At 61.4% G+C, this 24,364-nt stretch carries 25 protein-coding genes and 1 tRNA gene; 15 read left to right on the top strand and 11 right to left on the bottom strand.

The window, feature by feature from the left end; genetic code table 11:
• The first annotated feature begins 136 nt into the window (after window positions 1-136).
• A tRNA-Ser gene (locus tag CK226_RS22255) sits at window positions 137-226 on the top strand.
• Between the two features lie 226 nt (window positions 227-452).
• Complete coding sequence (locus CK226_RS22250) at window positions 453-695, top strand: hypothetical protein (RefSeq protein WP_095788745.1); 243 nt, start codon at window positions 453-455, stop codon at window positions 693-695.
• A 131-nt stretch (window positions 696-826) separates the two neighbouring features.
• On the opposite strand, the gene CK226_RS22245 is transcribed toward CK226_RS22250, so the two are convergent.
• Window positions 827-1,111, bottom strand: coding sequence for a hypothetical protein (locus CK226_RS22245; RefSeq protein ID WP_142887649.1), 285 nt, complete (start codon window positions 1,109-1,111; stop codon window positions 827-829).
• Window positions 1,112-1,381: 270 nt separating this feature from the next.
• Here CK226_RS22245 and CK226_RS35000 point away from each other — a divergent pair, with 270 nt between their 5' ends.
• A complete protein-coding gene (locus CK226_RS35000; RefSeq protein WP_179295961.1) occupies window positions 1,382-1,540 on the top strand; it encodes a hypothetical protein in 159 nt (52 codons plus the stop codon).
• Window positions 1,541-1,846: 306 nt separating this feature from the next.
• On the opposite strand, the gene CK226_RS22235 is transcribed toward CK226_RS35000, so the two are convergent.
• The gene (locus tag CK226_RS22235) at window positions 1,847-2,080 is read right to left on the bottom strand and encodes a hypothetical protein (protein WP_010909424.1); all 234 of its coding nucleotides are present in this window, start codon (window positions 2,078-2,080) and stop codon (window positions 1,847-1,849) included.
• 333 nt (window positions 2,081-2,413) lie between these two features.
• Between CK226_RS22235 and CK226_RS22230 the strand changes: the two genes are divergently transcribed.
• The 7 genes from CK226_RS22230 (at window position 2,414) to rimO (ending at window position 8,137) form a co-directional block, all read left to right on the top strand.
• Window positions 2,414-3,211 (top strand): sterol desaturase family protein, encoded by a 798-nt coding sequence (locus CK226_RS22230; protein ID WP_095793077.1) that lies wholly within the window; start codon window positions 2,414-2,416, stop codon window positions 3,209-3,211.
• 143 nt (window positions 3,212-3,354) lie between these two features.
• Window positions 3,355-4,161: an alpha/beta hydrolase gene (locus CK226_RS22225; protein ID WP_095793076.1), complete on the top strand. Its 807-nt coding sequence runs from the start codon at window positions 3,355-3,357 to the stop codon at window positions 4,159-4,161.
• 67 nt (window positions 4,162-4,228) lie between these two features.
• Window positions 4,229-4,900 (top strand): DUF2161 domain-containing phosphodiesterase, encoded by a 672-nt coding sequence (locus tag CK226_RS22220; protein WP_095774451.1) that lies wholly within the window; start codon window positions 4,229-4,231, stop codon window positions 4,898-4,900.
• An 88-nt stretch (window positions 4,901-4,988) separates the two neighbouring features.
• A complete protein-coding gene (locus CK226_RS22215) occupies window positions 4,989-5,252 on the top strand; it encodes a TfoX/Sxy family protein (RefSeq protein WP_210202250.1) in 264 nt (87 codons plus the stop codon).
• Window positions 5,253-5,379: 127 nt separating this feature from the next.
• Window positions 5,380-5,787: a DUF930 domain-containing protein gene (locus CK226_RS22210; protein ID WP_179295962.1), complete on the top strand. Its 408-nt coding sequence runs from the start codon at window positions 5,380-5,382 to the stop codon at window positions 5,785-5,787.
• 185 nt (window positions 5,788-5,972) lie between these two features.
• Window positions 5,973-6,659, top strand: a complete 687-nt coding sequence (locus tag CK226_RS22205) for a TerC family protein (protein ID WP_095774449.1) — start codon at window positions 5,973-5,975, stop codon at window positions 6,657-6,659.
• Window positions 6,660-6,823: 164 nt separating this feature from the next.
• Complete coding sequence (rimO, locus tag CK226_RS22200; RefSeq protein WP_095774448.1) at window positions 6,824-8,137, top strand: 30S ribosomal protein S12 methylthiotransferase RimO; 1,314 nt, start codon at window positions 6,824-6,826, stop codon at window positions 8,135-8,137.
• A gap of 77 nt (window positions 8,138-8,214) precedes the next feature.
• On the opposite strand, the gene CK226_RS22195 is transcribed toward rimO, so the two are convergent.
• The 8 genes from CK226_RS22195 to CK226_RS22160 all read right to left on the bottom strand — a co-directional run bounded on the left by CK226_RS22195 (window position 8,215) and on the right by CK226_RS22160 (window position 16,444).
• On the bottom strand, window positions 8,215-9,282 hold the full coding sequence (locus CK226_RS22195) for a BMP family ABC transporter substrate-binding protein (RefSeq protein ID WP_095774447.1): 1,068 nt from the start codon (window positions 9,280-9,282) through the stop codon (window positions 8,215-8,217).
• Between the two features lie 51 nt (window positions 9,283-9,333).
• Entirely contained in the window at window positions 9,334-10,254 is a 921-nt protein-coding gene (locus CK226_RS22190; RefSeq protein ID WP_095774446.1) for an ABC transporter permease, read from the bottom strand.
• The gene (locus tag CK226_RS22185) at window positions 10,254-11,384 is read right to left on the bottom strand and encodes an ABC transporter permease (protein ID WP_095774445.1); all 1,131 of its coding nucleotides are present in this window, start codon (window positions 11,382-11,384) and stop codon (window positions 10,254-10,256) included. The genes CK226_RS22190 and CK226_RS22185 overlap by 1 nt, the downstream gene beginning before the upstream one ends.
• Window positions 11,381-12,958, bottom strand: a complete 1,578-nt coding sequence (locus tag CK226_RS22180) for an ABC transporter ATP-binding protein (RefSeq protein ID WP_179295963.1) — start codon at window positions 12,956-12,958, stop codon at window positions 11,381-11,383. The genes CK226_RS22185 and CK226_RS22180 overlap by 4 nt, the downstream gene beginning before the upstream one ends.
• Window positions 12,959-13,091: 133 nt before the next feature.
• Window positions 13,092-14,069, bottom strand: coding sequence for a quinone oxidoreductase (locus CK226_RS22175; protein WP_095793074.1), 978 nt, complete (start codon window positions 14,067-14,069; stop codon window positions 13,092-13,094).
• 28 nt (window positions 14,070-14,097) lie between these two features.
• Window positions 14,098-14,904 carry a phosphatidylcholine synthase gene (pcsA, locus tag CK226_RS22170; protein WP_179295971.1) on the bottom strand — a complete coding sequence of 269 codons (807 nt, stop codon included), beginning with the start codon at window positions 14,902-14,904 and terminating at the stop codon, window positions 14,098-14,100.
• Between the two features lie 23 nt (window positions 14,905-14,927).
• Window positions 14,928-15,542, bottom strand: coding sequence for a DUF1326 domain-containing protein (locus CK226_RS22165; protein ID WP_095774442.1), 615 nt, complete (start codon window positions 15,540-15,542; stop codon window positions 14,928-14,930).
• Window positions 15,543-15,556: 14 nt separating this feature from the next.
• The gene (locus CK226_RS22160) at window positions 15,557-16,444 is read right to left on the bottom strand and encodes a DUF2182 domain-containing protein (RefSeq protein ID WP_179301108.1); all 888 of its coding nucleotides are present in this window, start codon (window positions 16,442-16,444) and stop codon (window positions 15,557-15,559) included.
• A gap of 112 nt (window positions 16,445-16,556) precedes the next feature.
• On the opposite strand from CK226_RS22160, the gene CK226_RS22155 reads away from it, so the two are divergent.
• Window positions 16,557-17,771: a UbiH/UbiF family hydroxylase gene (locus CK226_RS22155; protein WP_095774440.1), complete on the top strand. Its 1,215-nt coding sequence runs from the start codon at window positions 16,557-16,559 to the stop codon at window positions 17,769-17,771.
• A 149-nt stretch (window positions 17,772-17,920) separates the two neighbouring features.
• The gene (gene hspQ / locus CK226_RS22150) at window positions 17,921-18,244 is read left to right on the top strand and encodes a heat shock protein HspQ (RefSeq protein ID WP_179295972.1); all 324 of its coding nucleotides are present in this window, start codon (window positions 17,921-17,923) and stop codon (window positions 18,242-18,244) included.
• Window positions 18,245-18,343: 99 nt separating this feature from the next.
• On the opposite strand, the gene CK226_RS22145 is transcribed toward hspQ, so the two are convergent.
• Complete coding sequence (locus CK226_RS22145) at window positions 18,344-18,973, bottom strand: invasion associated locus B family protein (RefSeq protein ID WP_027046833.1); 630 nt, start codon at window positions 18,971-18,973, stop codon at window positions 18,344-18,346.
• 234 nt (window positions 18,974-19,207) lie between these two features.
• Between CK226_RS22145 and CK226_RS22140 the strand changes: the two genes are divergently transcribed.
• From CK226_RS22140 to CK226_RS22130, 3 genes are all read left to right on the top strand, one after another.
• On the top strand, window positions 19,208-21,028 hold the full coding sequence (locus CK226_RS22140; protein WP_095793072.1) for an extracellular solute-binding protein: 1,821 nt from the start codon (window positions 19,208-19,210) through the stop codon (window positions 21,026-21,028).
• A gap of 16 nt (window positions 21,029-21,044) precedes the next feature.
• Window positions 21,045-21,725 carry a DsbA family protein gene (locus CK226_RS22135; protein ID WP_095788755.1) on the top strand — a complete coding sequence of 227 codons (681 nt, stop codon included), beginning with the start codon at window positions 21,045-21,047 and terminating at the stop codon, window positions 21,723-21,725.
• Window positions 21,726-22,227: 502 nt separating this feature from the next.
• Window positions 22,228-24,120: an ABC transporter ATP-binding protein/permease gene (locus CK226_RS22130; protein WP_179295973.1), complete on the top strand. Its 1,893-nt coding sequence runs from the start codon at window positions 22,228-22,230 to the stop codon at window positions 24,118-24,120.
• Window positions 24,121-24,364 lie beyond the last annotated feature (244 nt).

Below are 24,364 nucleotides of genomic sequence, written 5' to 3'. Positions count from 1 at the left end.
GATTGTGGCCGGAACCGGGCAAGATTGTGGCGCTGCCCTGCTGCATGGTTCAGTGAAGGAACACGCGCGGCCACGCATGCCGGTTGACAGGCCTTTGCCGGGCACACTAGAGCAGTCGCATGTGACTGATGTCACTGGAGGGATGGCCGAGCGGTTTAAGGCACCGGTCTTGAAAACCGGCGTGGGCGCAAGTTCACCGTGGGTTCGAATCCCACTCCCTCCGCCACAATATCAATAAAAACAAATGGTTAGGGTTATGGGATGGGCCTTGCCATAACTTTTGCCCCAATCCCCTACATAAAAAGCCGGGAAGCCGAGCCGGCGGGCTAAGAGTTCGCCCCCCGTTTCGATCCACGCTGACCTCGACTTCGGTGGACCAATGATCTGTGATTGACGGTAACCCTTCCGCAGCGTTAACTTCGTATTAGCTTTTGCTAAAAGAGGGGCTTCTAATGAAAACCGCTATTCTTTGCGCGGCAATTGTGCTTGCCGCGTCGAGCGCCGCCATGGCGCACGACAAGAAGGCAAAGGTCGTTGCCGACGCGTGTGCCGGCCTTTCGATCAAGGCTGCAGTTGCCGCGAAATTGGACTGTGCGGCAACCGGTACGGCCATTTCACCACAGGCCGATTCAAGTAGTCCTAAGCCGCACCTTGGGTACGATACCAACCCTTGGACTCCCTCATTCGGACTCTAGGCGCTCCATAACGCGGAAGGCCCGTAACTGTTAGGCAGCGGGCTACTGTGGGTCTGCATCGGCCACTCCCGTGCCGCGTAGGCGGATATCACTTCCTCCCGGCTCATCGTGTGGCCTCAGCCACCTCCTCGCTATCGACTGGCTTCCGTGTGCGGCGCAAAGAAGCAGCGGATGGTCATATTCGGGGAAGACGTGCAGATGTGATATTGGTTGTCTTCGCTCTCTAGGACGCGGTTCTTGGGGATGAAGTATCGACCCTTGGACCCCGTGCGGATATTGAAATCGCCGCCCGGTAGCGGCTCGACATAGCGCGAGCTAATGACCCTACAATCCTTCTTGTCGTCGCAGCATTCATATCCGGTGACCGGATCATGGTAGCCGGTATACCAGTTGTGAGCGACAACGAGTGCGATCAAAAAGAGCCTCATGTGTCAGAAAATCTTGCGCCTCCAGTCGAATATTAGCAAGTTCTTGGCGTGTAGATCAGGCCGACAGCGCGGCCCGCAGAAACGCTCGCTGGCCGGACTACTAGCGGCCCAGCGGCCAAAGGCTCCGTCCTACACCGGCGAAGCATCCCTCCCACCGCCGAAGCCTCTGCCACGCTCTGTTGCTTGCCGAGGAACAGTTCCACCCCTCGCGAGTTTCTAATGCAGGCGGACGCGCAACGATTTAAAGGCGGCCATTGCATGCAACAGATCGACGACACCAAAAAGCCGGTTGAGTTCGATGAACGGGAGCGGCAAAGCCTCATCCGCATTAAGGAAACTCAGGAACTCATCGAGCGGAACCGTAGGCTTATAGAGCGGTCTCGTGAAATCCTTTCGAGGGCTAATAAACGGGCTTGAGAGAGCCAGCGCCTAGATGCTTTACGCGCCCAGGTTTTTCCTGTGGTTGCAATCGTGGCAGCCCGCGCGGCCGCTGGCCAACGTTCGGCATGACCTTAGCTGGTCGGCCGCGTCAAATGGCGCCTGCATCACGTTGGCGGGGGTGATGCGGGCCGAGCCAAGACCGCACGGATCCAGGCGCTGATCCACGAACTGGGCGTTCGATCCAGCCGTTGGGGCGACACCATAATGTCGGTTTGCCGGGCGGCCTATCCACGGCGATGAGCGCGTGCGGCGACGACAGGCCCGTGCATGCCAGGCGATTGCTCAATCCGACGGCTGGGTACGCTCCGCGATGGCGAATGCCTGAAGGTTCTTGGCCTTGCCGATGTCCTGATCCGCATTTGCGATGATCGAAAAGAAGGCCGCTCTGGCGATGTCCTTCTTCGAGGCCTTGGGGTGCGCTTTTTGGGCTGCCTTGACAAGCTGTTTGGGAGACATGTCGGGCGTGACGATCCTCATGAGGGTGTCGCCGATCGCGCTCATTTCACTTGCGTCCATGACGGGTGTCCTGTGCTGACCGTAGACCACGATAGCAAGGATAATTCGCGACTGCCAAGATGGTAGCTGAAATAGAAAACCCCACCGGCAGGGAACCGGAGGGGTTGGTCCTGGGAGGACGCACGGCACGCGCTGCGTTCGCCGACCGCGCCTTGTCTTCATATCGCCCGGTTGCGACACCGATGTGACACTCTGGTCAGCGGCACAATTCCATCCTCGGCCATGCGTATAGCTCGGACGCCGGCATCAAGCCTTTGGAAAGGAGAAATGTGGTTCTGTTCGGAAGCTGAGGCGCGTGCGGTGCTGGCCAGGCTAGGCAATAGAGGCGAGCGAATGGATATATTTGGCATCAAGGGGCTGTTGATCTGCGCGCTGATCTTCATTCCGTTCGAACATCTGTTTCACGAACGGCCCCAGAAGGTCCTGCGCAAGGGCCTGGGTGTCGATCTGATCTATGTGCTGTTCAATGGCCTCATCGTAAAATTGGTCATCGTTCTGATCGCGGCCAACACACTCGAAGCCGCTGCGATCCTCGTTCCGCAATCAATCACGCAGACCGTTGGCGGCCAGCCCGTCTGGCTGCAGGTTCCCGAAATCATCGTGATCACCGATATCGGCGTCTACTGGGCACACCGGGCTTTCCACACGATCCCGGCGCTTTGGAAATTCCATGCGGTACACCACGGCATTGAGGAACTGGATTGGCTCGGCGCTTTTCACTCCCACCCGGTCGACGCCATCCTCACAAAGGCATTGTCGCTGACGCCGATCTTTTTCCTCGGCTTCTCCGAAGCCTCGATCGCCGTCTTTTCGGTCATCTACTTCTGGCACACGCTGCTCGTTCATTCGAACGTGCGGATTCCGTTCGGTCCCTTGAAGTGGCTGATCGCCAGCCCGCAGTTCCATCGCTGGCACCATGCCAACCAGCGCGAGGCCTATGACAAGAACTTCGCCGGGCAATTGCCTGTCCTCGACATGGTGTTCGGCACCTACAATGCCACCGGCGACAAGGTGCCGGAAAAATACGGCGTCGATGATCCGATCCCCTCCAGCTATTTCGGGCAGGTCAGCTATCCGCTCCTGCCGGACGAGAAGCGATCGAACCGTCCAGTGCCGAGCACCGAAGCCTGACGGCTGACACCGACACGCAGGTCTTTCGCCGCTCGAAACCGGCGGTGTCGCCAGGTGGCAGCAGACGTTGCGTCGCGGGTTGGCTTTGGCTGATACCGGCAATAATTGTGGGTCCCGCGCGTTCGCCTCGAGGCATTCCCGGCATGGACCATCACGATGACGATCTCAGGAAATTCGAAGCGCATGGCGCGACGCCCCTGCCGGCCGCAAGGGACGAAGGCCGGGTGGCACATGATGGCGCCGAAATCTGGTACGCCACGTTTGGCGCCGGCCTCCCCGTGATCCTGCTGCATGGCGGCCTCGGTCACAGCGGCAATTGGGGATTTCAGGTCCCCGCGCTGGTCAAGGCCGGCTATCGGGTCGTGGTGATCGACAGCCGTGGCCATGGGCGCAGCAGCCGCGACGAGCGGCCATACAAATATGAACTGATGGCTTCCGATGTCCTGGCCGTGATGGACAGGCTGCACTTGAAAAAGGCGGCTATGGTGGGTTGGAGCGATGGCGCCTGCGTTGCCCTGATCCTCGGCATGAAAGCCGCCGACCGCATCACCGGCGTGTTCTTCTTCGGCTGCAACATGGATCCGAGCGGCACCAGGGAATTCGAGCCCAGTCCGGTCATCGATCGCTGTTTCAACCGGCATGCCAGGGACTATGCCGAATTGTCGGCGACCCCGGACCAGTTCGACGCATTCGTCGAAGCCGTCGGCCTGATGATGAAGTCCGAACCCAATTACACCGCCGCCGACCTGGCGCGGACGCGCGTGCCCGTGGCAATCGTTCAAAGCGAGCATGACGAGTTCATCAGACACGAGCACGCGAGCTATCTGGCCCGCAGCATCCCGGCATCGCAATTGATAATCCTGCCCGACGTCAGCCATTTCGCACCGCTGCAACTGCCCGGGCAGTTCAACAGCGTGCTGCTGGCCTTGCTCGAAAAAATGCATTCTTGAGAGCTCGGTGCGCAGCGCGCGCCGATGCGGGAAGGCTTTTTTTGTCGAATCGGCTAAGCCTTGCGGCATGAACGAGACCTCACTCTATGCGCCGGTGAAGCGGTTCCTCGAAAGCCTCGACTTCGTCGTGAAGGGCGAGATCGGCGGGTGCGACATCGTCGCGCTGCGCGACGGTGAGCCGCCAATCGTCGTCATCTGCGAGTTGAAGCTGCAATTCAATCTGGAATTGGTGCTGCAGGGCGTCGACCGTGCGGCCGCTTGCGACGAAGTCTGGCTGGCGGCGCGCATGTCGGCGCGCGGCAAGGGACGTGAAAGCGACGCCCGGTTCCGCAACCTCTGCCGCCGGCTTGGCTTCGGCGTGCTTGGCGTGACAGCCAACGACAAGGTCGAGGTGCTTGTCAGTCCCGCCGCGCCGGAGCCGCGCAGGAATGCACGGCGGCGCTCACGCCTTGTCGACGAGCACCAGCGCCGCCGCGGCGATCCTGTCGCCGGTGGAGGATCGCGCAATCCGATCATGACCGCCTATCGCCAGAGTGCCCTCACCTGTGCGGCCGCGATGGCGGACGGACCCAAACGACCACGCGATCTGAAGGCCTTGACGCCGATCGCGCCGAAAATCCTGCAGCACAATGTCTATGGCTGGTTCGCGCGCGTCGATCGCGGCGTCTACGACCTCACCGACGCCGGCCGCGCCTCGTTGATCCGTTGGCCGCAGGCCTCGGACAGTTCGGCGGGATGACCGTGAACGTGCTCTAGCCGTCATCCAGTTCGCGCAGGATTTGCCGATCGAACGGACGTTCCGATCAACTTTCTGACAGGGAGGCATGATGACGGTACGCATTCAGGGCATGCGAAATCTTGGACCGGCGACGGCGCGGATGTTGGCGGAAATCGACATTATCGACGATGAGGATTTGCGCCATCTTGGCTCGGTCGAAGCCTATCGTCGCCTAAATTTTCGATTTGGCCGACATGTGACGATCCTCGCGCTCTATGCGATGGAAGCTGCATTATCCGATTGCGATTGGCGGGATCTCAAACCGGACACAAAGGCGTTTCTCCGACAACAGGTTGGCGCGGCCAAGTCTTAGAGGACGGCGCTCCAAACGTTCACCAGGAATTCGGTCCGACGACGAAACACGACACGGGATTTTGAACGCGAGGGCCGCCTGAACACGGGAACCTGCCGGGTCCTTTGGTTGATTTTTCAGACAAAACATGCTGCTAGTCCCGCCCATGAAGACACTCTGCATGATGGCCATTGCGTCCCTGACGCTGACTTTCCCGGCCAGCGCGATGGACAATGCTTTGCGTGCCGGGCTGATGAAACTTGACCCGCAAACACGCCTCGAACAGCGGTGCGATGCCGAAGTCCTGGACCGGATCACCCACGATGATCGCAAGTTCAAGGCCGACCGGGTCGTCGCCTACGCCTTTGCGACGCCCGAGATGAGCGCCGATGCGATCAGGAGTCCGGGTGCGGCATTCCGCAGCAAAGGACAGTGGTACCGGCTGAAATTCAAATGCCAGACCGGGCCGGACCATATGGAAGTCCTGCAACTGCGCTACCGGATCGGCGACGAAATTCCGGAAGCCGACTGGGCGAAGTACAATCTCTACGATTAGTTTTTCGCGGGCTTGCGTAGGCTTTGGCTCACGTGCCGGCAGCGGCTAAGAATCCCCTGTAATACCCCTGCCACGAAAGTGGTTTTCCAGTGGTGTCCGTCGCGGCGTCTTGACGCCAGCGGACCATGCCTTTAGGCCCGTCTGGACAATCGACAACGAACACTCGGCGAAGGGCTTCCCGGTCGATGGAAATATTTACCGCCGCGGGCATATCGGCTCTTTTTCAAGTCATCGCTATCGACCTTGCACTTGCGGGCGACAATGCCATCGTCATCGGCCTCGCGGCGGCCGGCCTGCCCGCCGCCCAGCGCAAGCGCGCCATTTTGGTCGGCATCGCGGCGGCCACCGTGCTTCGCATTTTCTTTGCCCTGATCACGCAATGGCTGCTGACCATCGGCCCGATGCTGCTGATCGCCGGCGGCCTGCTTTTGCTGTGGGTCTGCTGGAAGATGTGGCGCGAATTGCGCGTCAGCCAGGATGAGGAGCGCGACGCGACCGAAGCGCTGTCGAATGGCGATTTCGACAAGGACGGCGTCATCGGCGGCAAGGGATCCGGCAAGACCTTCTCACAGGCCGCCTGGCAGATCGTCATTGCCGACGTGTCGATGTCGCTCGACAATGTCCTGGCCGTGGCCGGCGCGGCCATGAACCATCCGACGGTGCTGATCATCGGACTGGCCCTGTCGATCGCCTTGATGGGCTTTGCCGCGTCGTTCGTCGCGCGCCTGCTGCACAAATACCGTTGGATTGCCTATGTCGGCCTGGCAATCATCCTCTATGTCGCGGTCAAGATGCTGCTTGACGGGGCCGTGCAGCAATTCCCCGAGCACTTCGCCTTCCTGGCGCCTTGGTTCGGATCCGGGGGCCACTGAGCCATCCGATGGCGCGGACCAGCCCGTCGGCCGGTTTGCTTGATTGCGCAACCCATGCTATTGCGCCGCGCGTATTGGCTCCTGCCATGCGCCATAGACCGACATTTACAGCGATTTGAGGCCGGATCAGCGTTTCGGCCCGTGCCCCCATTGGAAGCTTGCCTATGTCCGCCCCTCGCGTCAGTTTCGTTAGCCTTGGATGCCCGAAGGCGCTCGTGGATTCCGAGCGCATCATCACGCGCCTGCGCGCCGAAGGCTATGAGATCGCCCGCAAGCATGACGGCGCCGATCTCGTCGTGGTCAACACTTGCGGTTTCCTCGATTCCGCCCGCGACGAGTCGCTCAACGCCATCGGCTCCGCGCTTTCGGAAAACGGGAGGGTCATCGTCACCGGCTGCCTCGGCGCCGAGCCGGAGGTGATCCGCGAAAAGCATCCCAATGTGCTGGCGATCACCGGGCCGCAGGCCTATGAGAGCGTCATGGCAGCCGTGCATGAGGCAGCCCCGCCCTCGCATGATCCCTATATCGACCTGCTGCCGCCGCAGGGCGTCAAGCTGACGCCGCGCCACTACGCCTACCTGAAGATCTCGGAAGGCTGCAACAACCGCTGCACCTTCTGCATCATTCCCGCCCTGCGTGGCGATCTCGTTTCGCGCCCGGCCGCCGATGTGCTGCGCGAAGCCGAAAAACTGGCCAAGGCAGGCGTCAAGGAACTCCTCGTCATCTCGCAGGACACCAGCGCCTACGGCATCGACATCAAGTACCAGACGTCGATGTTCGGCGACCGCGAAGTGCGCGCGAAATTCCTCGATCTCTCCGAGGAGTTGGGCAAGCTCGGCATCTGGGTGCGCATGCACTATGTCTACCCCTACCCGCATGTCGCCGACGTCATCCCGCTGATGGCCGAAGGAAAAATCCTTCCCTATCTGGATATCCCGTTCCAGCATGCCTCGCCGCAAGTACTGAAAAACATGCGCCGTCCGGCACATGGCGAAAAGACGCTGGAGCGCATTCGCGGCTGGCGTGACGTGTGCCCGGATCTCGCTATCCGCTCGACCTTCATCGTCGGCTTCCCCGGCGAGACGGATGAGGATTTCGAGATGCTGCTCGACTGGCTGGACGAGGCCAAGATCGACCGCGCCGGCTGCTTCAAATACGAACCGGTCAAGGGCGCCCGATCCAACGACCTCGGCCTCGAACAGGTACCGCAGGACGTCAAGGAAGCACGCTGGCACCGCTTCATGCAGCGTCAGCAGAAGATTTCGGCGACGCAGTTGGCCAGGAAGGTCGGCAAGCGCCTACCGGTACTGATCGACGAAGCCCATGGCAATTCGGCGAAGGGCCGCACCAAATACGACGCGCCCGAGATCGATGGCTCGGTCCATATCCAGTCGCGCCGCCCGATGCGTGCCGGTGACATCGTCACCGTCAAGATCGAGCGCGCCGACGCTTACGACCTCTACGGTTCGGCCGTCTGAGCGTTTCGTCACTTTCTCCCAGCAAATGAAAAGGGCGCCTCGCGGCGCCCTTTCCTGTTCGAAATGTGATGCGCCGCTTACTGCGGCAGCTTGTCGTCGACGCCCTTCACGTAAAAATTCATGCCGAGCAGTGTGCCGTCATCGGCGACTTCACCGTCCTTGAGCCACGGTGTACCGTCCTGCTTGGCGATCGGTCCGGTGAAGGGGTTCCAGCCGCCGGCGATCTTCTTCTCGGTTGCCTCGGCCATCGCCTTCACGTCGTCGGGCATGTTGGTGTAGGGCGCGAGCTTGACCGCGCCGTCCTTGATGCCGAGCCACACATTGTCCGGCTTCCAGGTGCCATCGATGGCTGCCTGTACCCGGCTGATATAGTACGGACCCCATTCGTCGGTTAGCGAGGTCAGCTGCGCGTTCGGCGCGAACTTGATCATGTCGGACGACTGGCCGAAGCCATGCAGCTTGCGCTCCTCGGCGACCTGCAGGGCGGCGGTCGAATCGGTATGCTGGACGATGATGTCGGCACCTTGATCGAACAGCGCCTTGGCGGCGTCGGCTTCCTTGCCCGGATCGAACCACGAATTGACCCAGACGATCTTGGCCTTGAAGTTCGGGTTGATCGACTGCGCGCCGAGCATGAAGGAGTTGATGCCCATCACCACTTCGGGAATCGGGAAGGAGACGATGTAGCCGGCAACGCCGGACTTCGATTCCTTGGCGGCGATCTGGCCGAGCACATAACGGCCTTCGTAGAAGCGTGCGTTGTAGATGCCGAGATTGTCACCGGTCTTGTAGCCGGTGGCGTGCTCGAACATCACTTTCGGGAACTTCTTGGCGACCTTCACCTCGGCATCCATGAAGCCGAAAGAGGTGCCGAAGATCAGCTTGCAGCCTTCGCGCGCCAGACGCTCGAAAGCACGGTCGGCATCGGGACCTTCGGAGACGTTCTCCAGATAGGCGGTCTCGACCTTGTCGCCGAGCGCCTTCTCGACTTCGAGCCGGCCCTGGTCGTGCTGGTAGGAGTAGCCGAAATCGCCGATCGGGCCGGTATAGACCCAGCAGGCCTTCAACTTTTCGGCAGCCTCCGCGGACGCGGCCAGCGACAGTGCCGCTGTCGTCGTCATCAGGGCAATAAGCAGTTTTTTCATCGTGTTACCTCTCTGTGTTAAGCCTTGGAGCTTCCCGTCTTTTTGTTTTTGTCAACGATCCGGAACGAATGGCTGCCCCAGGGATGCCGGCGTGTTCATCATCGTCAGACGCTTGTTGCGCGAGATTAGAACGAGAACCACGACGGTTGCCAGATAGGGCAGAGAAGAAAGCATCTGCGAGGGCACCGGAATGCCAAAAGCCTGTGCATGAAGCTGGCCGATCCACACCGCGCCGAAGATGTAGGCACCGGCCAGCACCCGCCACGGCCGCCACGACGCGAACACCACCAGCGCCAGCGCGATCCAGCCGCGGCCCGCGGTCATGTTCTCGACCCACTGCGGCGTGTAGACCAGCGACAGATGGCCGCCGGCAAGACCGGCGCAGGCCCCACCGAAGATCACCGAGAGATAGCGGTAGCGGATGACCTTGATGCCGAGAGCGTGCGCCGAGGTGTGGCTGTCGCCGATCGAGCGCAGCGTCAGCCCGGTCCGCGTCTTGAACAGGAACCACATGACGGCGGCGGTCAGCACGATCGAGATGTAGAACACCGGATCCTGGCCGAACAGCAGCTTGCCCACGACCGGGATGGCGCTCAGGCCTGGAATGTCGAGATTGGGCAGCCTGACACCGGGCTGGCCGACGAAGCTCGTGCCGATCATGCCGGAGAGGCCGAGGCCGAGCAGCGTTAGCGACAGGCCGGTCGCCACCTGGTTGGTGGCCAGCGACAGCGTCATGACGGCGAACAGCAGCGAGAACAGCGCCCCCATGGCGATCGCCGCCAAAAGGCCGATCCAGGGCGAGCCGGTCAGATAGCCGGCCCCGAAGCCGCCGACCGCACCCATGATCATCATGCCTTCGACGCCGAGATTGAGCACGCCGGAGCGCTCGACCACCAGTTCGCCGATCGCAGCGATCAACAGCGGTGTCGCCGCCGTCGCGATGGTCAGGAGGATGTTGACGGTGATGTCCATCAGCGGGCTTCCTTCAACTTCGGTGCAGCGTCGAGCTTTGCCGCGCCTTCTTGTTCCGTCAGCGCCAGGCCGATCAGGCGGATGCGGTAGTGGATGAGCGTGTCGCAGCCGAGCACGAAGAACAAAAGCATGCCCTGGAACACCCGCGCCACCTTGTCGGAAATGCCGAGCGCGCTTTGCACCGCCTCGCCGCCGAGATAGGTCAGCGCCAGAACCAGGCCCGCGGCGATGATGCCGAGCGGATTGAGGCGGCCGAGGAACGCCACGATGATGGCGGTGAAGCCGTATCCGGGCGAAATCACCGGCTGCAATTGCCCGATGGCGCCGGAGACTTCAGAAATGCCGGCAAGTCCGGCCAGCGCGCCCGACAGCAAGAAGGCGAAGAACACCATGCGGCTGAGGCCGAAACCGGCAAAGCGCCCTGCCCGCGGGCTGGAACCCAGCACACGCACCTCGAAGCCCTTGAGCATGCGACCCATCAGGATCCAGATCAGCACCGCGGCAACCAGCGCGAAGACAAAGCCCCAGTTGGCGCGTCCGGCGTCCGGCATCAGTTCCGGCAGCACGGCGGAGTCGCCGAACTGGATCGTCTGCGGGAAACCATGGCCCTGCGGATCGCGCCATGGGCCGCGCACCAGCCAGTCGAGGAAGAGCTGGGCGACATAGACCAGCATCAGGCTGGTCAGGATCTCGTTGGTGTTGAAGCGGGTCTTCAGAAACGCGGGTATCGCCGCATAGGCCGCGCCGCCGACCATGCCGAGCAAAAGCATCAGCGGCAACACCAGCGGGCCTTCGAATTGCGGAAACAGCACCGGAATGGCCGAGCCGAAGATGGCGCCGAAAATAAACTGGCCCTCGGCCCCGATGTTCCAGATGTTGGCCTTGTAACAGACTGACAGGCCGACCGCGATCAGGATCAGCGGTGCCGCCTTGATCGCCAGTTCATGCAACTGCCAGACCTGGCTGATCGGTTCGATGAAATAGATCCGGAACGCGGTCAGCGGATTGACGCCGAGCAGAGCGAACAGAATGGCACCGGCGATGATCGTCAGGGCGAAGGCGATGAACGGCGACAGGGCTGAAAACAGCGCGGAGCGCTGCGGGCGTTTGACGAGTTCGAGGCGCATCATGCCGTCTCCAGCGTATGTTCGGCGTGGCCGGGCTCGGCGCCGCCCATTAGCAGGCCGACCTTCTCGAAGGTTGCTTCGGCGATCGGCATCGGCTTGGACAATTCGCCATTGTGCATGACCGCGATCGCGTCCGAAATTTCGAACAGCTCGTCGAGATCCTGGCTGATCACCAGCACCGCCGATCCGCTGCGCGACAGTTCGATCAACGCCTGGCGGATGTGTGCGGCGGCGCCGGCGTCGACGCCCCAGGTCGGCTGGTTCACCACCATGACGCTGGGCCGGCGGTCGAGTTCACGGCCGACGATGAATTTCTGCAGGTTTCCACCCGAAAGTGCCGCAGCTTCCGGATCCGGCGCGCTCTTGCGCACGTCCATCGCCTCGATGATGCGTTGGGAGGCAGCGTAAATGGCGCCGCTCTTGACCATTCCACCGGTGCCGACAAACGCCTTGCCGTCAGTGGCATGGCGCGACAGCAAAAGGTTTTCCGAAAGTTTCATGCGCGGCGCCGCACCATGGCCGAGGCGCTCTTCCGGCACGAAGGCGGCACCCAGCAAGCGCCGTCCGGTGATGGTCAGCCCACCCGCATCCTTGCCGCGGATGCGCACCGAGGCGGCATCCTGCTGCAACACTTCGCCTGAAACGGATTCGAAGAACTCGCCCTGCCCGTTGCCGGCGACACCGGCGATGCCGATCACCTCGCCGGCACGGACATTGAGGCTGATGTTCTTGAGCGGAATGGAGAACGGCGTTGCCGGCTTGCGGGTGAGACCGCGGACTTCAAGCAGCGGCTGCGCGGTCTCGATCCCCTCGACCGGGGCACGCACCACGGCCTGCACCTCATTGCCGACCATCATGCGGGCGAGCGAGGCGGCTGTCTCCTCGCGCGGATTGCAATGGCCGACCACCTTGCCGTGCCGTAATACGGTGGCGCGGTCGCAGATGCGCTTGACCTCTTCCAGCCGGTGCGAAATGTAGAGGATCGATTTGCCTTCCGAGCGCAGCCGCTCCAGCGTCTCGAACAGCTTGTCGGCTTCCTGTGGCGTCAGAACCGAGGTCGGCTCGTCCAGGATGATGAGCTGCGGCGTCTGCAGCAGGCAGCGGATGATCTCGATGCGCTGGCGTTCGCCGACCGACAGGTCGCCGACCAGCGAATCCGGATCGAGCGGCAGGCCGTAGCTGTAGGAAAGCGCCCTCGCCTTGGCGGCGATGCTGCTGATGGGCGAGCCGTCGTCCAGGGAAAGCGCGATGTTCTCGGCCGCGGTCAGCGCCTCGAAGAGCGAAAAATGCTGGAACACCATGCCGATGCCTAGCTTCTTGGCGACACCCGGGCTGGTGATCCGCGCCGCCTGGCCGTTCCAGAAAATCTCGCCGGAATTGGGCTCCAGCGAGCCGAACAGCATCTTGACCAGCGTCGATTTGCCGGCGCCGTTCTCGCCGAGCAGCGCGTGGATTTCACCTTTGGCGATGTTGAGATCGATATGGTCGCACGCCGTCAGCGTGCCGAATATCTTGGTCAGGCCACGAACCTCGAGCAGGTTCGCCCCATCGTGATTTGCACTCACAGTGCCTCCCATCTGGTTCACCAGATATGTTCTGTGTTCCCGCAAACATGGTAGGCGCCGCCGGCTCTCAACGGAAAGCGGCACGCGTCTTGAAAGAGCTTCAAGAATTTCAGCGGAAATTCAAGGGATAGCAAGCCCGGCGGGACTAAGGGATGAGAATGGTCGTCCCTGTGGTTCTGCGCCCCTCGAGGTCGGCATGCGCCTTGCCCGCATCCTTCAGCGCATAGCGCTGGTTGATCTGGATCTTGACGGCGCCGCTGAGCACCACTTTGAACAACGCGGCCGCGGAGGCGTCGAGGTCCTCGCGTTTCGCGTTGTAGACGAACAGCGTCGGCCTGGTGGCGAACAGCGAGCCCTTCTGTGCCAGCAATGACATCGAGAAGGGCGGGATCGGTCCCGACGACTGGCCGAAGCTGACGAACATGCCGAGCGGCCTGAGGCAGTCGAGCGAGGCCGGGAATGTGTCGTTGCCCACCGAATCGTAGACGACGTCGCATTTCTTGCCGCCGGTGATGGCCGCGACGCCGGCGACGAAATCCTGCTCCCTGTAATTGATGACATGATCGAAGCCGTGCGCCTTGGCGAGCTCGATCTTGTCGGTCGAGCTTGCAGTGCCGATGACGGTTGCGCCCAGATGTTTCGCCCATTGGCCGAGAATGAGCCCGACGCCGCCGGCAGCGGCATGGAACAGGATCGTGTCGCCCGCCTTCACCTTGAAGGTTCGGCGCAGGAGATATTCGGCGGTCATGCCCTTCAGCATCATTGCGGCCGCCTGTTCGTCACTGATGCCGTCCGGAACCTTGACGACCCGGCTGGCATCGATGACGCGTTCCTCGGCATAGGCGCCTGTCGTTACGACATAGGCGATCCGGTCTCCCGGCTTCAGCCAGTCGATATCCTGGCCCACCTGCAACACCACGCCGGCGGCCTCGCTGCCCGGAATGAGAGGAAAGCCTCCGGGCGGCGGATAAAGGCCGGAGCGATGATAGACATCGATGAAGTTGAGGCCGATCGCCGTATGCCTGACCAGGATCTGCCCAGAACCCGGTTGGCCGGGATCGGCGTCCTCATAGGTCAGAACTTCCGGGCCGCCATGGGCGTGGATGCGGATAGCTTTGGACATGGACCGGGATTCCTCTGGGAGCGGCTCGTCAGGCCTTTTTGGCGCCGAGATTTGGAAAGAACTGCATGATGCCACCGATACAGGCCAGGTAAAGCCCGGTAATGGTGATGCCGATCTTGATGAAGGTGCTGACCTGTGCGCCCAACACGCCGATCTGGTCGTAGAAGGCGGCAAGTGCCGCCTGTGCGAGAGCAAGCGCGCCGAAGGCGCACCACAAAAGGGTCATTGTGAGATTGATGGGCCGCAGCCGCACGACCCGCACCGGATGAATGAAATTGATGGGGATGAAGGTCAGAATACCGGCTACCACCACCACCGCGAACGATACCCATTGTCCGGGCTCGATGACGAACAGCGTGAACACCACCATGTTCCAGACCACGGGGAAGCCCTTGAAGAAATTCTCCTTCGTCTTCATGCCGGTGTCGGCGTAATAGATCGCGCTGGAGACGACGATGATTGCCGCCGACAGGAACGACAGACCTTCGCCCATGAAGCCGCGCTGGTAGAGCGCGAAGGCCGGGATCAGCACGTAGGTCACGTAGTCGATGATGTTGTCGAGGAGCTCGCCCGACCAGGTCGGCAGGATTTCCTTGACCTCGAGCTTCCTGGCGATAGGCCCGTCAATGCCGTCGACGAACAGCGCCAGCCCAAGCCACCAGAACATTGCCGTCCAGCGTTCCTCACTCGCCGCCACCAGCGACAGGAACGCGAGGAACGAGCCTGACGCCGTCAGCAGATGGACCGAGAACGCCCTCGCCTGCGGCCAGGTGACCTTCTTCTTCGGTCGCGGAATCCGGTCCGTGAGCTTCTTGGCGGCTTTCCGTGCCGCCATGTTCCTGGCCGATGTGTTCTTGCTCACGGGCCCCGCCAATCCAGCTTGCAGATTTCGGCCGAGCGACCGGCAAAATTCCAGTTGCGGCCAAAGGCTCGCATCTTGCTCTTGTCGGACCTCGCCACGATGATCTCCGGTGCAATCCAGTATTCCGAATTGGTGATCACCGTATCCTTCTCGCGATCCTTGCCCGCGATTGGCGTGACCGCGCCATCGATGATCTTCGGTATCTGGAAGATACGCGTCTTGTCCCGTGTCTCATAGGTGATCGGCACCTGTTCGACACCCAGGAATTTTCCGACCAGGATCGACAGCAGCGATGTGGTTCCGCCGGCCTTGCCGGTGAAAATCCTCGTCAAGGCCTTGACCGCGTAGATCGAGGCGCGTTTGTCGATGAAGAGGCCCGCGGTCCAGTTGCCGCGGCTCATGTAGCCGGGGATTTCCATGATCAGCCCAAGGTTGAGGCCGGACAGGTCGACCTCGCCGAAATGGCCGGCATCGATACGGAAACCTGCCCAGGTCTGGCAGTAGCCCTCGGTCGGAGGGTGGCTGCCGAGCGACAGCACGCAAGGGCAAAAAACCGTGCAATTGCAGGAGAGTACGAGCTCTCCTTTCATTGCCCAGCCCTGATCTGTCATTGAATTTCCCCCACTCACAACGAGATTACTAACAGCGCGGCTGCCCAGACAAGCAGTATCGCACCGGCCAGCCGGGTTGGAAGACGGCCCGTGGTTTGTTTTTCAATCAGGGTGAACACGCCGATCAGCGCCATCCAGAAGATGTTCATCACGCCGACTGCGAACATCACCAGCATCAGCGCCCAGCAGCAGCCGAGGCACCAGATGCCTTGCACGGCACCAAGGCGGAAGACGCGGATCGGCGTGGCGCTCCAGTTCGAAAACAGGATCGAGAACGGGTTGCGGCATTTTTTCAGGCAGGCCTCCTTGAGGCCGCTGAACTGGTAGAGGCCTGCAACCAGCAGTGCAAGCGCCCCGGCAACGCCAAGCAGCGGATCGTAGATTTCGCCGGACGCGGCGAATGCATGCACGCCCAATGTCAGCGCCGCAAACAGCATCGAGGCGGCGAGCCAGACACCGAGATAGCCGGCAACCAGTACCAGCGGATGGACGACCGGCTCGCCTTTGATCCGGGCCGTATCGGCGATCTCACAATAGGTGCGGATCATCGGTGCCACCGACGGCAGCATCGCGGCGACCGCCATCAGGAACCACATCAGGATCAGCGCCAGGGCATGCGGGACGATGCTTGCATCCAGCGGCGCCGGCGACAGGCAGAGCGCGAAGAACCGCTCCAGGAAATCGGGCAGCGGCAGCTGCGGCAGACCGCGCAGGAGCATGTCGCCGGGCGCGCTGCCCCTGGCCTCGGCGCCGCGAATCGCCATCGTGGCCAGCGACGACCAGGCGAGCAGAATGCTGGCGCCGACGACGATATTGACCGTCAAACGCGGGTTGCGCGCAATATCAGCCGTGGCGCGGCCGGCGCGGTCGAGATGGCTGAAATCGTCCTGGGGGCCGGTCATGACACCCGAATGAGCCGAATCGCCGCGTTGATCAAGCCGCATGAACTGACCTATATGCTTCTCGACTGGCAGGTCTGGTGGCCCGCCTCGCATCGCAAGCCGGAAACCGATCTTGGAGCATCACGAAACAGCGCCGATACTGATTGCCGGCACTGGTCCGGCAGGACTGATCGCGGCGCTTGCTTTTGCCGATGCCTGCTTCCCGGTGACGCTGGTGGGGCCCGAGGCGTCGGCCCCCGATGGCCGCACCACGGCGCTGATGAACCCTGCCCTGAAGGTGCTTGAGCGGCTCGAGGTCCTCGAAGTCATCAGGCCCAAGGCCGCTCCCTTGAAAGTCATGCGCATCGTCGACGCGACCAGCCGGCTGATCCGCAGCCCCGTCGTCACCTTCCGCGCCAGCGAGATCGATGAGGACCAGTTCGGGCTGAACCTGCCCAACAGCGTGCTTAGCCCGGCGCTTGCCGACAAGGTCGCCGCCCATTCCGGGATCGAATGGCGCAGGTCGATGGTGAGGACCTGGCATCTCGATGCCGATCGGGCCCATGCCGTCCTCGCTGACGGCAGCGAGGTTGGCGCGTCACTGGCGGTCGCCGCCGATGGTCGCCAGTCGCCTGCGCGCGAGGCGGCAGGCATTTCGACCGGCTCGCACGCCTATCCGCAGGCCGCGCTCGTGCTTAATTTTGGCCATAGCCGTGAGCACGCCTCCACCTCGACCGAGTTCCACACCGAAACCGGTCCGTTCACTCAGGTTCCGTTGCCCGGCAATCGCTCAAGCCTCGTCTGGGTGGTGAAGCCCGAGACCGCCAAGGAGCTTGCCGCCCTGGATGACGCAACGCTCTCGTTGCGGGTCGAGCAGCAGATGCAGTCGATGCTGGGTCGGGTGACGGTAGAGCCGGGCCGCCAGATCTATCCGCTTTCGACCGTGACGCCCCTGCGTTTCGCACGGGACAGGGTGGCGCTTGTCGGCGAAGCCGCGCATGTGTTCCCGCCGATCGGTGCGCAAGGCCTCAATCTTGGCATCAGGGATATTGACGATCTGGTTGGAATTGCAAAAGAAAATAGCGGAGATCCAGGCGCGGCCAAGGTCCTTGCCGCCTACGATTTCAAGCGTCGTCCCGACATTCTGGCGCGCAGCAGCGCGGTCAACCTGCTCAACATGTCGCTGCTCTCCGACATGCTGCCGGCGCAGATGGCACGCGGCGCCGGTCTCGGCGTGCTCGGCGGCTTTGCACCGCTGCGCGCCTTCTTCATGCGCGAAGGGCTTCGCCCCGGCAGTGGTTTTGCAGCACTCGCGGGCGGCCTGCGGAAACCCATGCGGCAGCAGTAGCGATTTTGCGGATTTTTATCGCGACATCGCGACATCAATCAAAACCTTTGCGTCGCATTCTGCGTAGCTTGAAGGCGCTCGAACGCTTCGGGATTGAATTGACTCGGAGTCTGCGCCAAATAAAGTCAAGGAATTCAGTGGTGAGTACGATGAAAACGGCCAAATTCGCGATCGGACAGGTGGTTCGCCACCGGCTGTTTCCGTTTCGAGGCATCATTTTCGACGTCGACCCTCAATTCGCCAACACCGACGAATGGTACGAAGCTATCCCCGCCGATGCGCGGCCGCGCAAGGATCAGCCATTCTACCATCTGCTCGCCGAGAATTCGGAAACCGAGTACATCGCCTATGTGTCGGAGCAGAATCTCCTCGAGGATCGGTCAGGCGAGCCGGTCCGCCATCCGCAGATCAAGGAGATGTTCGACAAGAGGCCGGACGGGCGTTACGAGCCGAAACGCCAGTCCAGGCACTGACCTTCCGGCATTCCGGCCGCCGTCAGGAAAGGCCAGACACGAAAAAAGCGGGGCATGACCCCGCTTTTTCATTGGCTTGGGAGCGACCGAAGCCGGTGATCAGTTGGCGGTCTTGGCCTTGTCCTGCTCGTCCTTGAGCTTCTTGGCGAAGTCCTGGTTGTTCTTGGCAACGAAGTCCTGGAGCTTCTTCTGCCGGTCCTCGATGTCCGACTGCTGCAGCGGAGGGCCGTCATAGGCGCCGCTGAAGCCCTGGAGCGCGATCTTGATCGGGTTGGCCTGATTCTGGAAATTGATCGAGGTCAGCGTGATCCCCTGACCCTTCTTGAACGAGGCGACGAGCTGGTCGGTCAGCGGCACTTCGGCCACGCAACGATCCGGAAAGCAGATGACATAGTCGAGCTTTACGGCCTTGCCGGTGTCGATCTGCAGGCCGATGCCGGGAGGCACCAGGCGGCCGGTCGGGACCGTCACCTGAAACACCTTGCGGTTCACCTTGCCCTTGAGCTCGATCAGGCTGACACCGGTGACGAGCTGGCCGTTGCCGGCAGTGACGATGTTCTGGACGTTGCAGATATCAACGTCTTCCTGCTTGGTGCAGGCCTTGAACCAGCCCTGAGGGATCTGTTGCTGCTGCTGTGCGGAAGCAGAGGGAAGTCCTGCGCCCAGAAAGCCGACCACGCCCGCGGCCATGACCGAAAGGCGGTACGCATTGCTGTTCAGGCTCGTCATGTCGTGCACTTCCTCTCAAATAATCCCGGAACCGGCTTCTCTACGCCGTGTGGTCCAGCTACCTGTTGCCGAAATGAGGCAACAGAATGACTTCGGACGGCGTGTTACACTGCAAGCGGTGCCGAATCCAGCCCCGCTCACTTCTAATTCTTGATGACACGATTGGCCGGTACGCGACTGCCTCATGCTAGGCTGCGCACCGAATCATCAAGCCGACCTGTTAAGGAGACGGTCATGGGCCGCGTTCTTGTTTGGCTGGTCACCGCGATATCGCTTTTCACCCTTTCGCTGCGACCGGCCATGTCGGAACCGAAGCATGCCATCGCCATGCAGGGCGAGCCGGCACTGCCGCCCGACTACACCCATTTCGACTACGTCGATCCCGATGCGCCGAAGGGTGGCAACATCACCTATTGTGTTGTCGGCAGCTTCGACAACCTCAACCCTTTCATCCTGAAAAGCCTGCGCACGACGGCGCGTGGCATGATGGATCTGACCTACGGCAACCTCGTTTTCGAACCGCTGATGCAGCGCAACTACGACGAGCCCTTCAGTCTCTATGGCTTGCTCGCCGACAGCGCGGACATGGATTCCGACCGCAAGTCGATCGAATTCCATCTCAATCCCAATGCAAAGTGGTCGGACGGCGAGCCGGTGACGCCGGAGGATGTGCTGTTCACCTACGATGTGTTCACCGACAAGGGCCGCCCGCCCTACAACGCACGCATGAGCCTGATCGCCAAGCTTGAAAAGACCGGTGATCACAGCGTGCGCTTCACCTTCAATGACAAGGCCAATCGCGAAACGCCCATGATCATCGCGCTGACGCCGATCCTGCCGAGACATGCCTTCGACAAGGAGACTTTCGACAAGACAACGCTCAAGCCGTTGATTGGCAGTGGACCTTATACCATTTCCCAGGTGGCTCCGGGCCAGCGCATCGTGTTCAAGCGCAACCCCGACTATTGGGGCAAGGATGTCCCGGCCAAGCGCGGCTTCGACAATTACGAACAGATCACCATCGAATATTTCCTCAACGCCAACGCCAAGCTCGAGGCTTTCAAGAAAGGCCTTTGCGCCATCGACGACGACGGCGATCCTGTCAAACGGGAGCGCGATCTGGATTTCCCGGCCTTCCACAGAGGTGAGGTGGTTTCCGAAACCTTCGATACCGGCATTCCGCCCGTGGTGACCGGTTTCCTGTTCAACACCAGGCTGCCGAAGTTCTCCAATCCGGTGGTTCGGCGCGCGCTCGGCATGCTTTACGATTTCGAATGGGCGAACAAGAACCTGTTCGGCGGCAAATACACCCGCACGATGAGTTATTGGCAGAATTCCGAGCTTTCCGCGCTCGGCCATCCGGCCGACGATAGGGAAAAGGCGTTGCTCGCCCCCTACCCCGGCCGTGTGCCGCCTGACGTCATGGACGGCACCTGGAAACCGCCCGTGACCGACGGTTCGGGCCAGGACCGCAAGGTTTTGAAGACAGCCTTCGATCTCCTGAAGAGCATCGGCTACCACGTGCAGGACGGCACGATGCTCGATCCCGACGGCAAACCTTTCGGGTTCGAGATCCTGACCGCTTCGCAAGACGAGGAGCGCCTGGCCGGCATCTATCAGCGCACGCTGGAGAAGATCGGCATCAATGTCAGCATCCGTAGCCTCGACGGCGACCAGATCCAGTCACGCAAGCAGCGCTTCGATTTCGAGGCTCTGATCGGATCCAGCGGCTTCAGCAATTCACTGTCGCCAGGCTTCGAACAACTCGGGCGCTGGGGCTCCGAGGCGGCCAGGGCCGAAGGTTCGTTCAATCTCGCCGGCGTTGCCGATCCGGCAGTCGATGCGGCGATCGAAGCGATGCTGCGCGCGCGCTCGAAGGAGGATTATGTCGCCGCCGTTCGCGTTCTCGACCGGCTGCTGATTTCGGGCAATTACATGGTGCCGATGCAGTACAACACGCAGCAGTGGCTTGCTTACTGGAATTATCTGGAACATCCGAAGAAGACGCCCATATTCGGTTATCAGCTGCCGACATGGTGGCGCAAACCGAACTGAAAATCCGGAGATCGAGATGAGCGAAGCGAACGCCATAACCGTCGATGTGGTGTCGGATGTCGTCTGCCCCTGGTGCTTCATCGGTCAGAAGCGGCTGGACAAGGCCGTTGCCGCGGCCGGCGACGTCGATGTGCGTATACGCTGGCGGCCGTTCCAGCTCGATCCGACCATTCCGCCGCAAGGCAAGGACCGCCGGGAGTATATGCGGGCCAAGTTCGGCAGCGATGAGCGCATTCGCGAGATTCATGCCCGCATCGAGCCGCTCGGCGAGGCAGAGGGCATCTCCTTTGCCTTCGATGCCATCAAGGTGGCGTCGAACACGCTGGATGCGCACCGCCTGATCCGTTGGGCGGGTGCTGCCGGTGAAGCCGTGCAGAACAGGCTGGTCCGCCGCCTCTTCCAGTTGAATTTCGAGGAAGGCGTCAACATCGGCGACCATGCCGTGTTGGTCGAAGCCGCTCGCGAGGCCGGCATGGACGCATCCGTGGTCGCCACGCTGTTGCCGACCGACGCCGATGTCGAGGCGGTGCGCACCGAGATCGCCACGGCGTCGCGCATGGGCATATCGGGCGTGCCGTGCTTCCTGCTTGAAGGCAAATATGCCGTGATGGGCGCTCAGGACGTCGACACGCTGGCTGACGCCATCCGCCAGGTGGCGGCGGCGAAGGCGCGCGGCGAATTGGACAAGGTCGGCTGAAGCCGGTCATTCCTTCGCCTGCGACGAGACCGTTTCAGGTCACTTCTCGGCTCCCGGAAAGGCCGATCGCGCCAGGAATCAGACGTCAAAGGACGGCCGGTTTTCGGGAATTTGGTTAGCCCCAACGAAAAATCGGCTCGCCGGACAAGCCAAAATGAGTCACGAAATCGTGTGGACGCCTTCCCTAAGGGAAGGTTGTGGCTCACCGCGTCGTAACCAAGTAACCATCTGACATTGTTATGTTAAGTCGCCTTCCTGCCGGCTTACGCGAAGCAGTTGGAAAGCCTGCTCTGTTGCCTTCCCGACACGGCCGGATCTTCAAATCTCGCTGACCCCCTATAAAAATTAATGGAAAATGATCAATTGGTGTTACCATCCGTAACAAAACAAAAAAGGTTTGGGCGGGATCGTGATTCGGATCGGCAGACGATCGCAGGAGTCAGTACCGGATAGACTACACCGCGGCGCCGCAGGGCGGTCGCATTTGACGCCGGTATCCTCGATGCGCAGTTTCTGGGGGCTGATGAAGGCCTACTGGTTCTCCGAGCGCTGGAAGGAAGCCTGGACGCTCACCATCGTCATCGCTCTGCTGACGGCGCTTTCCAGCAAGGCCGGCGTCTGGTTTGCCCTGGCATTGGGCGAGTTGGGCAATTCGATTGCCTTCTTCCACGATGCAGCCAACACCAGCCCGCTGCAGGCAATCCTGACCAATGCCGGCATATTGGTTCTGCTGGTCGTGCTCAAGGATGCCGGCTTCACCGGCGTGCGTGGTCTTGTCTCGGCAACCCTGCACCGAAAGTGGCGTGGCTGGCTGAATAGCCAGTTCAACAAGGCTCTGCTCGACGGCAATCACACCCACTTCCATGCTCAGCATGGTTCGGCGGCTGGCGGTATCGTCGCGCCCGACAACATCGACCAGCGCATCCAGGAATCGATCAAGGACATGACGGGCGGGGCGATCGGTCTCGCCATGGGCGTTCTGGGTGTCGCGACCTCGCTCTATTTTATCGGCGAAAATCTGATCGGGTCCTCGGTTGAGGTCAAAGGACTGGAGTTCCTCGGCAGTTATGGCAGCGCCGTGCTGGCCTTCCTCGCCGTCGCCATTTACGTGCCGCTGAACACCTGGATCGCGGTCAAGCTCGGCCGCTTGCTCGAGCGGCTCAATATCCGCATGCAGCAGGCCGAGGGCAGCTACCGCAGCGAACTGACGACGTTCCTGCGCCGCAGCTTCCATGTCGCCGCCTCGCATGGCGAAGACGTGCAAAAGTCGATGCACGACAAGCTCTACGTCGATATCGACAAGACCTGGGGCAAGCTCAATGTCGTCAACAATGGCTACACGTCGTTCGAGCTGATCTACAACTTCCTCGGCGCCCGGATCGTCGCCTATGGCCCCGGTCTGGTGTCGTTCATACACAATCGCCTGGACTACAAGGGCTACATAACCGGCTCCGAAATGGTCGCTCAGCTGATCAGCCAGTGCTCGTGGTTCATTCATGTCATGCCCGCCATCGCCACGCTGCGCGCCAACAGCCAGCGTGTCACGGAACTGGCGAACGCGATCGAGAACGTTCAGCATCCGCAGGCGTTCTACAGCCAGACCGGTCAGTCCGACTTCCATTATGCCAGCCAGAACCCGGTTTTCGGCCTGACCATCCAGAAGCTCGAACTGGCGCATCAGGGAGAGGACGCGACACCGTTCCTCAGCGCCGCCAATTTGCGCTTCCGGCGCAGCGAGTGGACGTTCCTCAAAGGCGAATCCGGTTGCGGCAAGACTTCACTGATCAAGGCGATCAACGGTCTTTGGCCTTATGGCCGCGGTACCATTGTCTTCCCCGACGGGGTGAAGAGCTTTTATGCCGCCCAGGAGGTCAAGCTCCAGCAGGTGTCGCTGAAGCAGCTGGTCTGCCTGCCGGGCTCCGAGCACGACCACGGCGATGCGCAGGTCGCGTCCGCGCTGCACAAGGCCGGCCTTGGCGACTTCATCGAGCATATGGCCAATGAAAGCCGTGAAGGCAAAAGCTGGGATCAGGTCCTGTCGGGCGGCCAGAAGCAGAAGCTGGTGGTGGCCCGCATCATCCTGCAGCAGCCGGGGCTGCTGTTCCTTGACGAGGCGACCGGCGCCCTTGACCCGGAAGGCAAGATTGCCTTCCACCAGGCGATCAAGGACAACTGCCCCGATGTCACTGTGATCAGCGTCATGCACGAAGCGGTGGCGCCACGATCGGCTGCCGGCACCGAGTTCTACCATTCGATCGTGTTGATCGCCGACGGCGTCGCCACCAAGAAGCCGCTGGTTCCGACCCTGCCGGTCGAACTCACGACGATTCTGACCCAGCCACGTCCGGTCGAGGACAAATGGCTGCGTTTCTCACGTCGGCTGAAGCAGAAATAACGTTGATTTCACCGCGACTTGCCGGGCAGCGCGGCAGTCGGCGATCACAGTATCGCGATCGGAGCCATCAGGCGCCGTTTTCCTCACTCACCGCGATTGACTCGGCAAGGCGCGCTCCTATGTTGCGCCGGCTTGCTGACAGTCAAACGCGAACCCGCAAGCGGAAAGGTCACCGCGCCATGCCTGGCGACAGTATTAGTCGAACGCAACCGCCGTCCGCCTAGACGTGACCTGACATGGTTCA

It is taken from the genome of Mesorhizobium sp. WSM4311 (assembly GCF_002295115.1).
Lineage (GTDB): Bacteria > Pseudomonadota > Alphaproteobacteria > Rhizobiales > Rhizobiaceae > Mesorhizobium.
Note: the sequence above shows the minus strand (reverse complement) of the source record. Positions and strands in the feature narration are given on the sequence as shown.

Coding starts and splice junctions, on each gene's coding strand:
- CK226_RS22225 (WP_095793076.1), top strand. CDS start 3,355: ATGGACCATCACGATGACGATCTCAGGAAATTCGAAGCGCATGGCGCG.
- CK226_RS22130 (WP_179295973.1), top strand. CDS start 22,228: ATGCGCAGTTTCTGGGGGCTGATGAAGGCCTACTGGTTCTCCGAGCGC.
- CK226_RS22220 (WP_095774451.1), top strand. CDS start 4,229: ATGAACGAGACCTCACTCTATGCGCCGGTGAAGCGGTTCCTCGAAAGC.
- CK226_RS22165 (WP_095774442.1), bottom strand. CDS start 15,542: ATGACAGATCAGGGCTGGGCAATGAAAGGAGAGCTCGTACTCTCCTGC.
- CK226_RS22140 (WP_095793072.1), top strand. CDS start 19,208: ATGGGCCGCGTTCTTGTTTGGCTGGTCACCGCGATATCGCTTTTCACC.
- CK226_RS22190 (WP_095774446.1), bottom strand. CDS start 10,254: ATGGACATCACCGTCAACATCCTCCTGACCATCGCGACGGCGGCGACA.
- CK226_RS22215 (WP_210202250.1), top strand. CDS start 4,989: ATGACGGTACGCATTCAGGGCATGCGAAATCTTGGACCGGCGACGGCG.
- CK226_RS22160 (WP_179301108.1), bottom strand. CDS start 16,444: ATGACCGGCCCCCAGGACGATTTCAGCCATCTCGACCGCGCCGGCCGC.
- CK226_RS22145 (WP_027046833.1), bottom strand. CDS start 18,973: ATGACGAGCCTGAACAGCAATGCGTACCGCCTTTCGGTCATGGCCGCG.
- CK226_RS22175 (WP_095793074.1), bottom strand. CDS start 14,069: ATGTCCAAAGCTATCCGCATCCACGCCCATGGCGGCCCGGAAGTTCTG.
- CK226_RS22205 (WP_095774449.1), top strand. CDS start 5,973: ATGGAAATATTTACCGCCGCGGGCATATCGGCTCTTTTTCAAGTCATC.
- pcsA (WP_179295971.1), bottom strand. CDS start 14,904: ATGGCGGCACGGAAAGCCGCCAAGAAGCTCACGGACCGGATTCCGCGA.
- CK226_RS35000 (WP_179295961.1), top strand. CDS start 1,382: ATGCAACAGATCGACGACACCAAAAAGCCGGTTGAGTTCGATGAACGG.
- CK226_RS22250 (WP_095788745.1), top strand. CDS start 453: ATGAAAACCGCTATTCTTTGCGCGGCAATTGTGCTTGCCGCGTCGAGC.
- CK226_RS22210 (WP_179295962.1), top strand. CDS start 5,380: ATGCTGCTAGTCCCGCCCATGAAGACACTCTGCATGATGGCCATTGCG.
- hspQ (WP_179295972.1), top strand. CDS start 17,921: ATGAAAACGGCCAAATTCGCGATCGGACAGGTGGTTCGCCACCGGCTG.
- CK226_RS22135 (WP_095788755.1), top strand. CDS start 21,045: ATGAGCGAAGCGAACGCCATAACCGTCGATGTGGTGTCGGATGTCGTC.
- CK226_RS22230 (WP_095793077.1), top strand. CDS start 2,414: ATGGATATATTTGGCATCAAGGGGCTGTTGATCTGCGCGCTGATCTTC.
- CK226_RS22195 (WP_095774447.1), bottom strand. CDS start 9,282: ATGAAAAAACTGCTTATTGCCCTGATGACGACGACAGCGGCACTGTCG.
- rimO (WP_095774448.1), top strand. CDS start 6,824: ATGTCCGCCCCTCGCGTCAGTTTCGTTAGCCTTGGATGCCCGAAGGCG.
- CK226_RS22180 (WP_179295963.1), bottom strand. CDS start 12,958: ATGGGAGGCACTGTGAGTGCAAATCACGATGGGGCGAACCTGCTCGAG.
- CK226_RS22185 (WP_095774445.1), bottom strand. CDS start 11,384: ATGATGCGCCTCGAACTCGTCAAACGCCCGCAGCGCTCCGCGCTGTTT.
- CK226_RS22235 (WP_010909424.1), bottom strand. CDS start 2,080: ATGGACGCAAGTGAAATGAGCGCGATCGGCGACACCCTCATGAGGATC.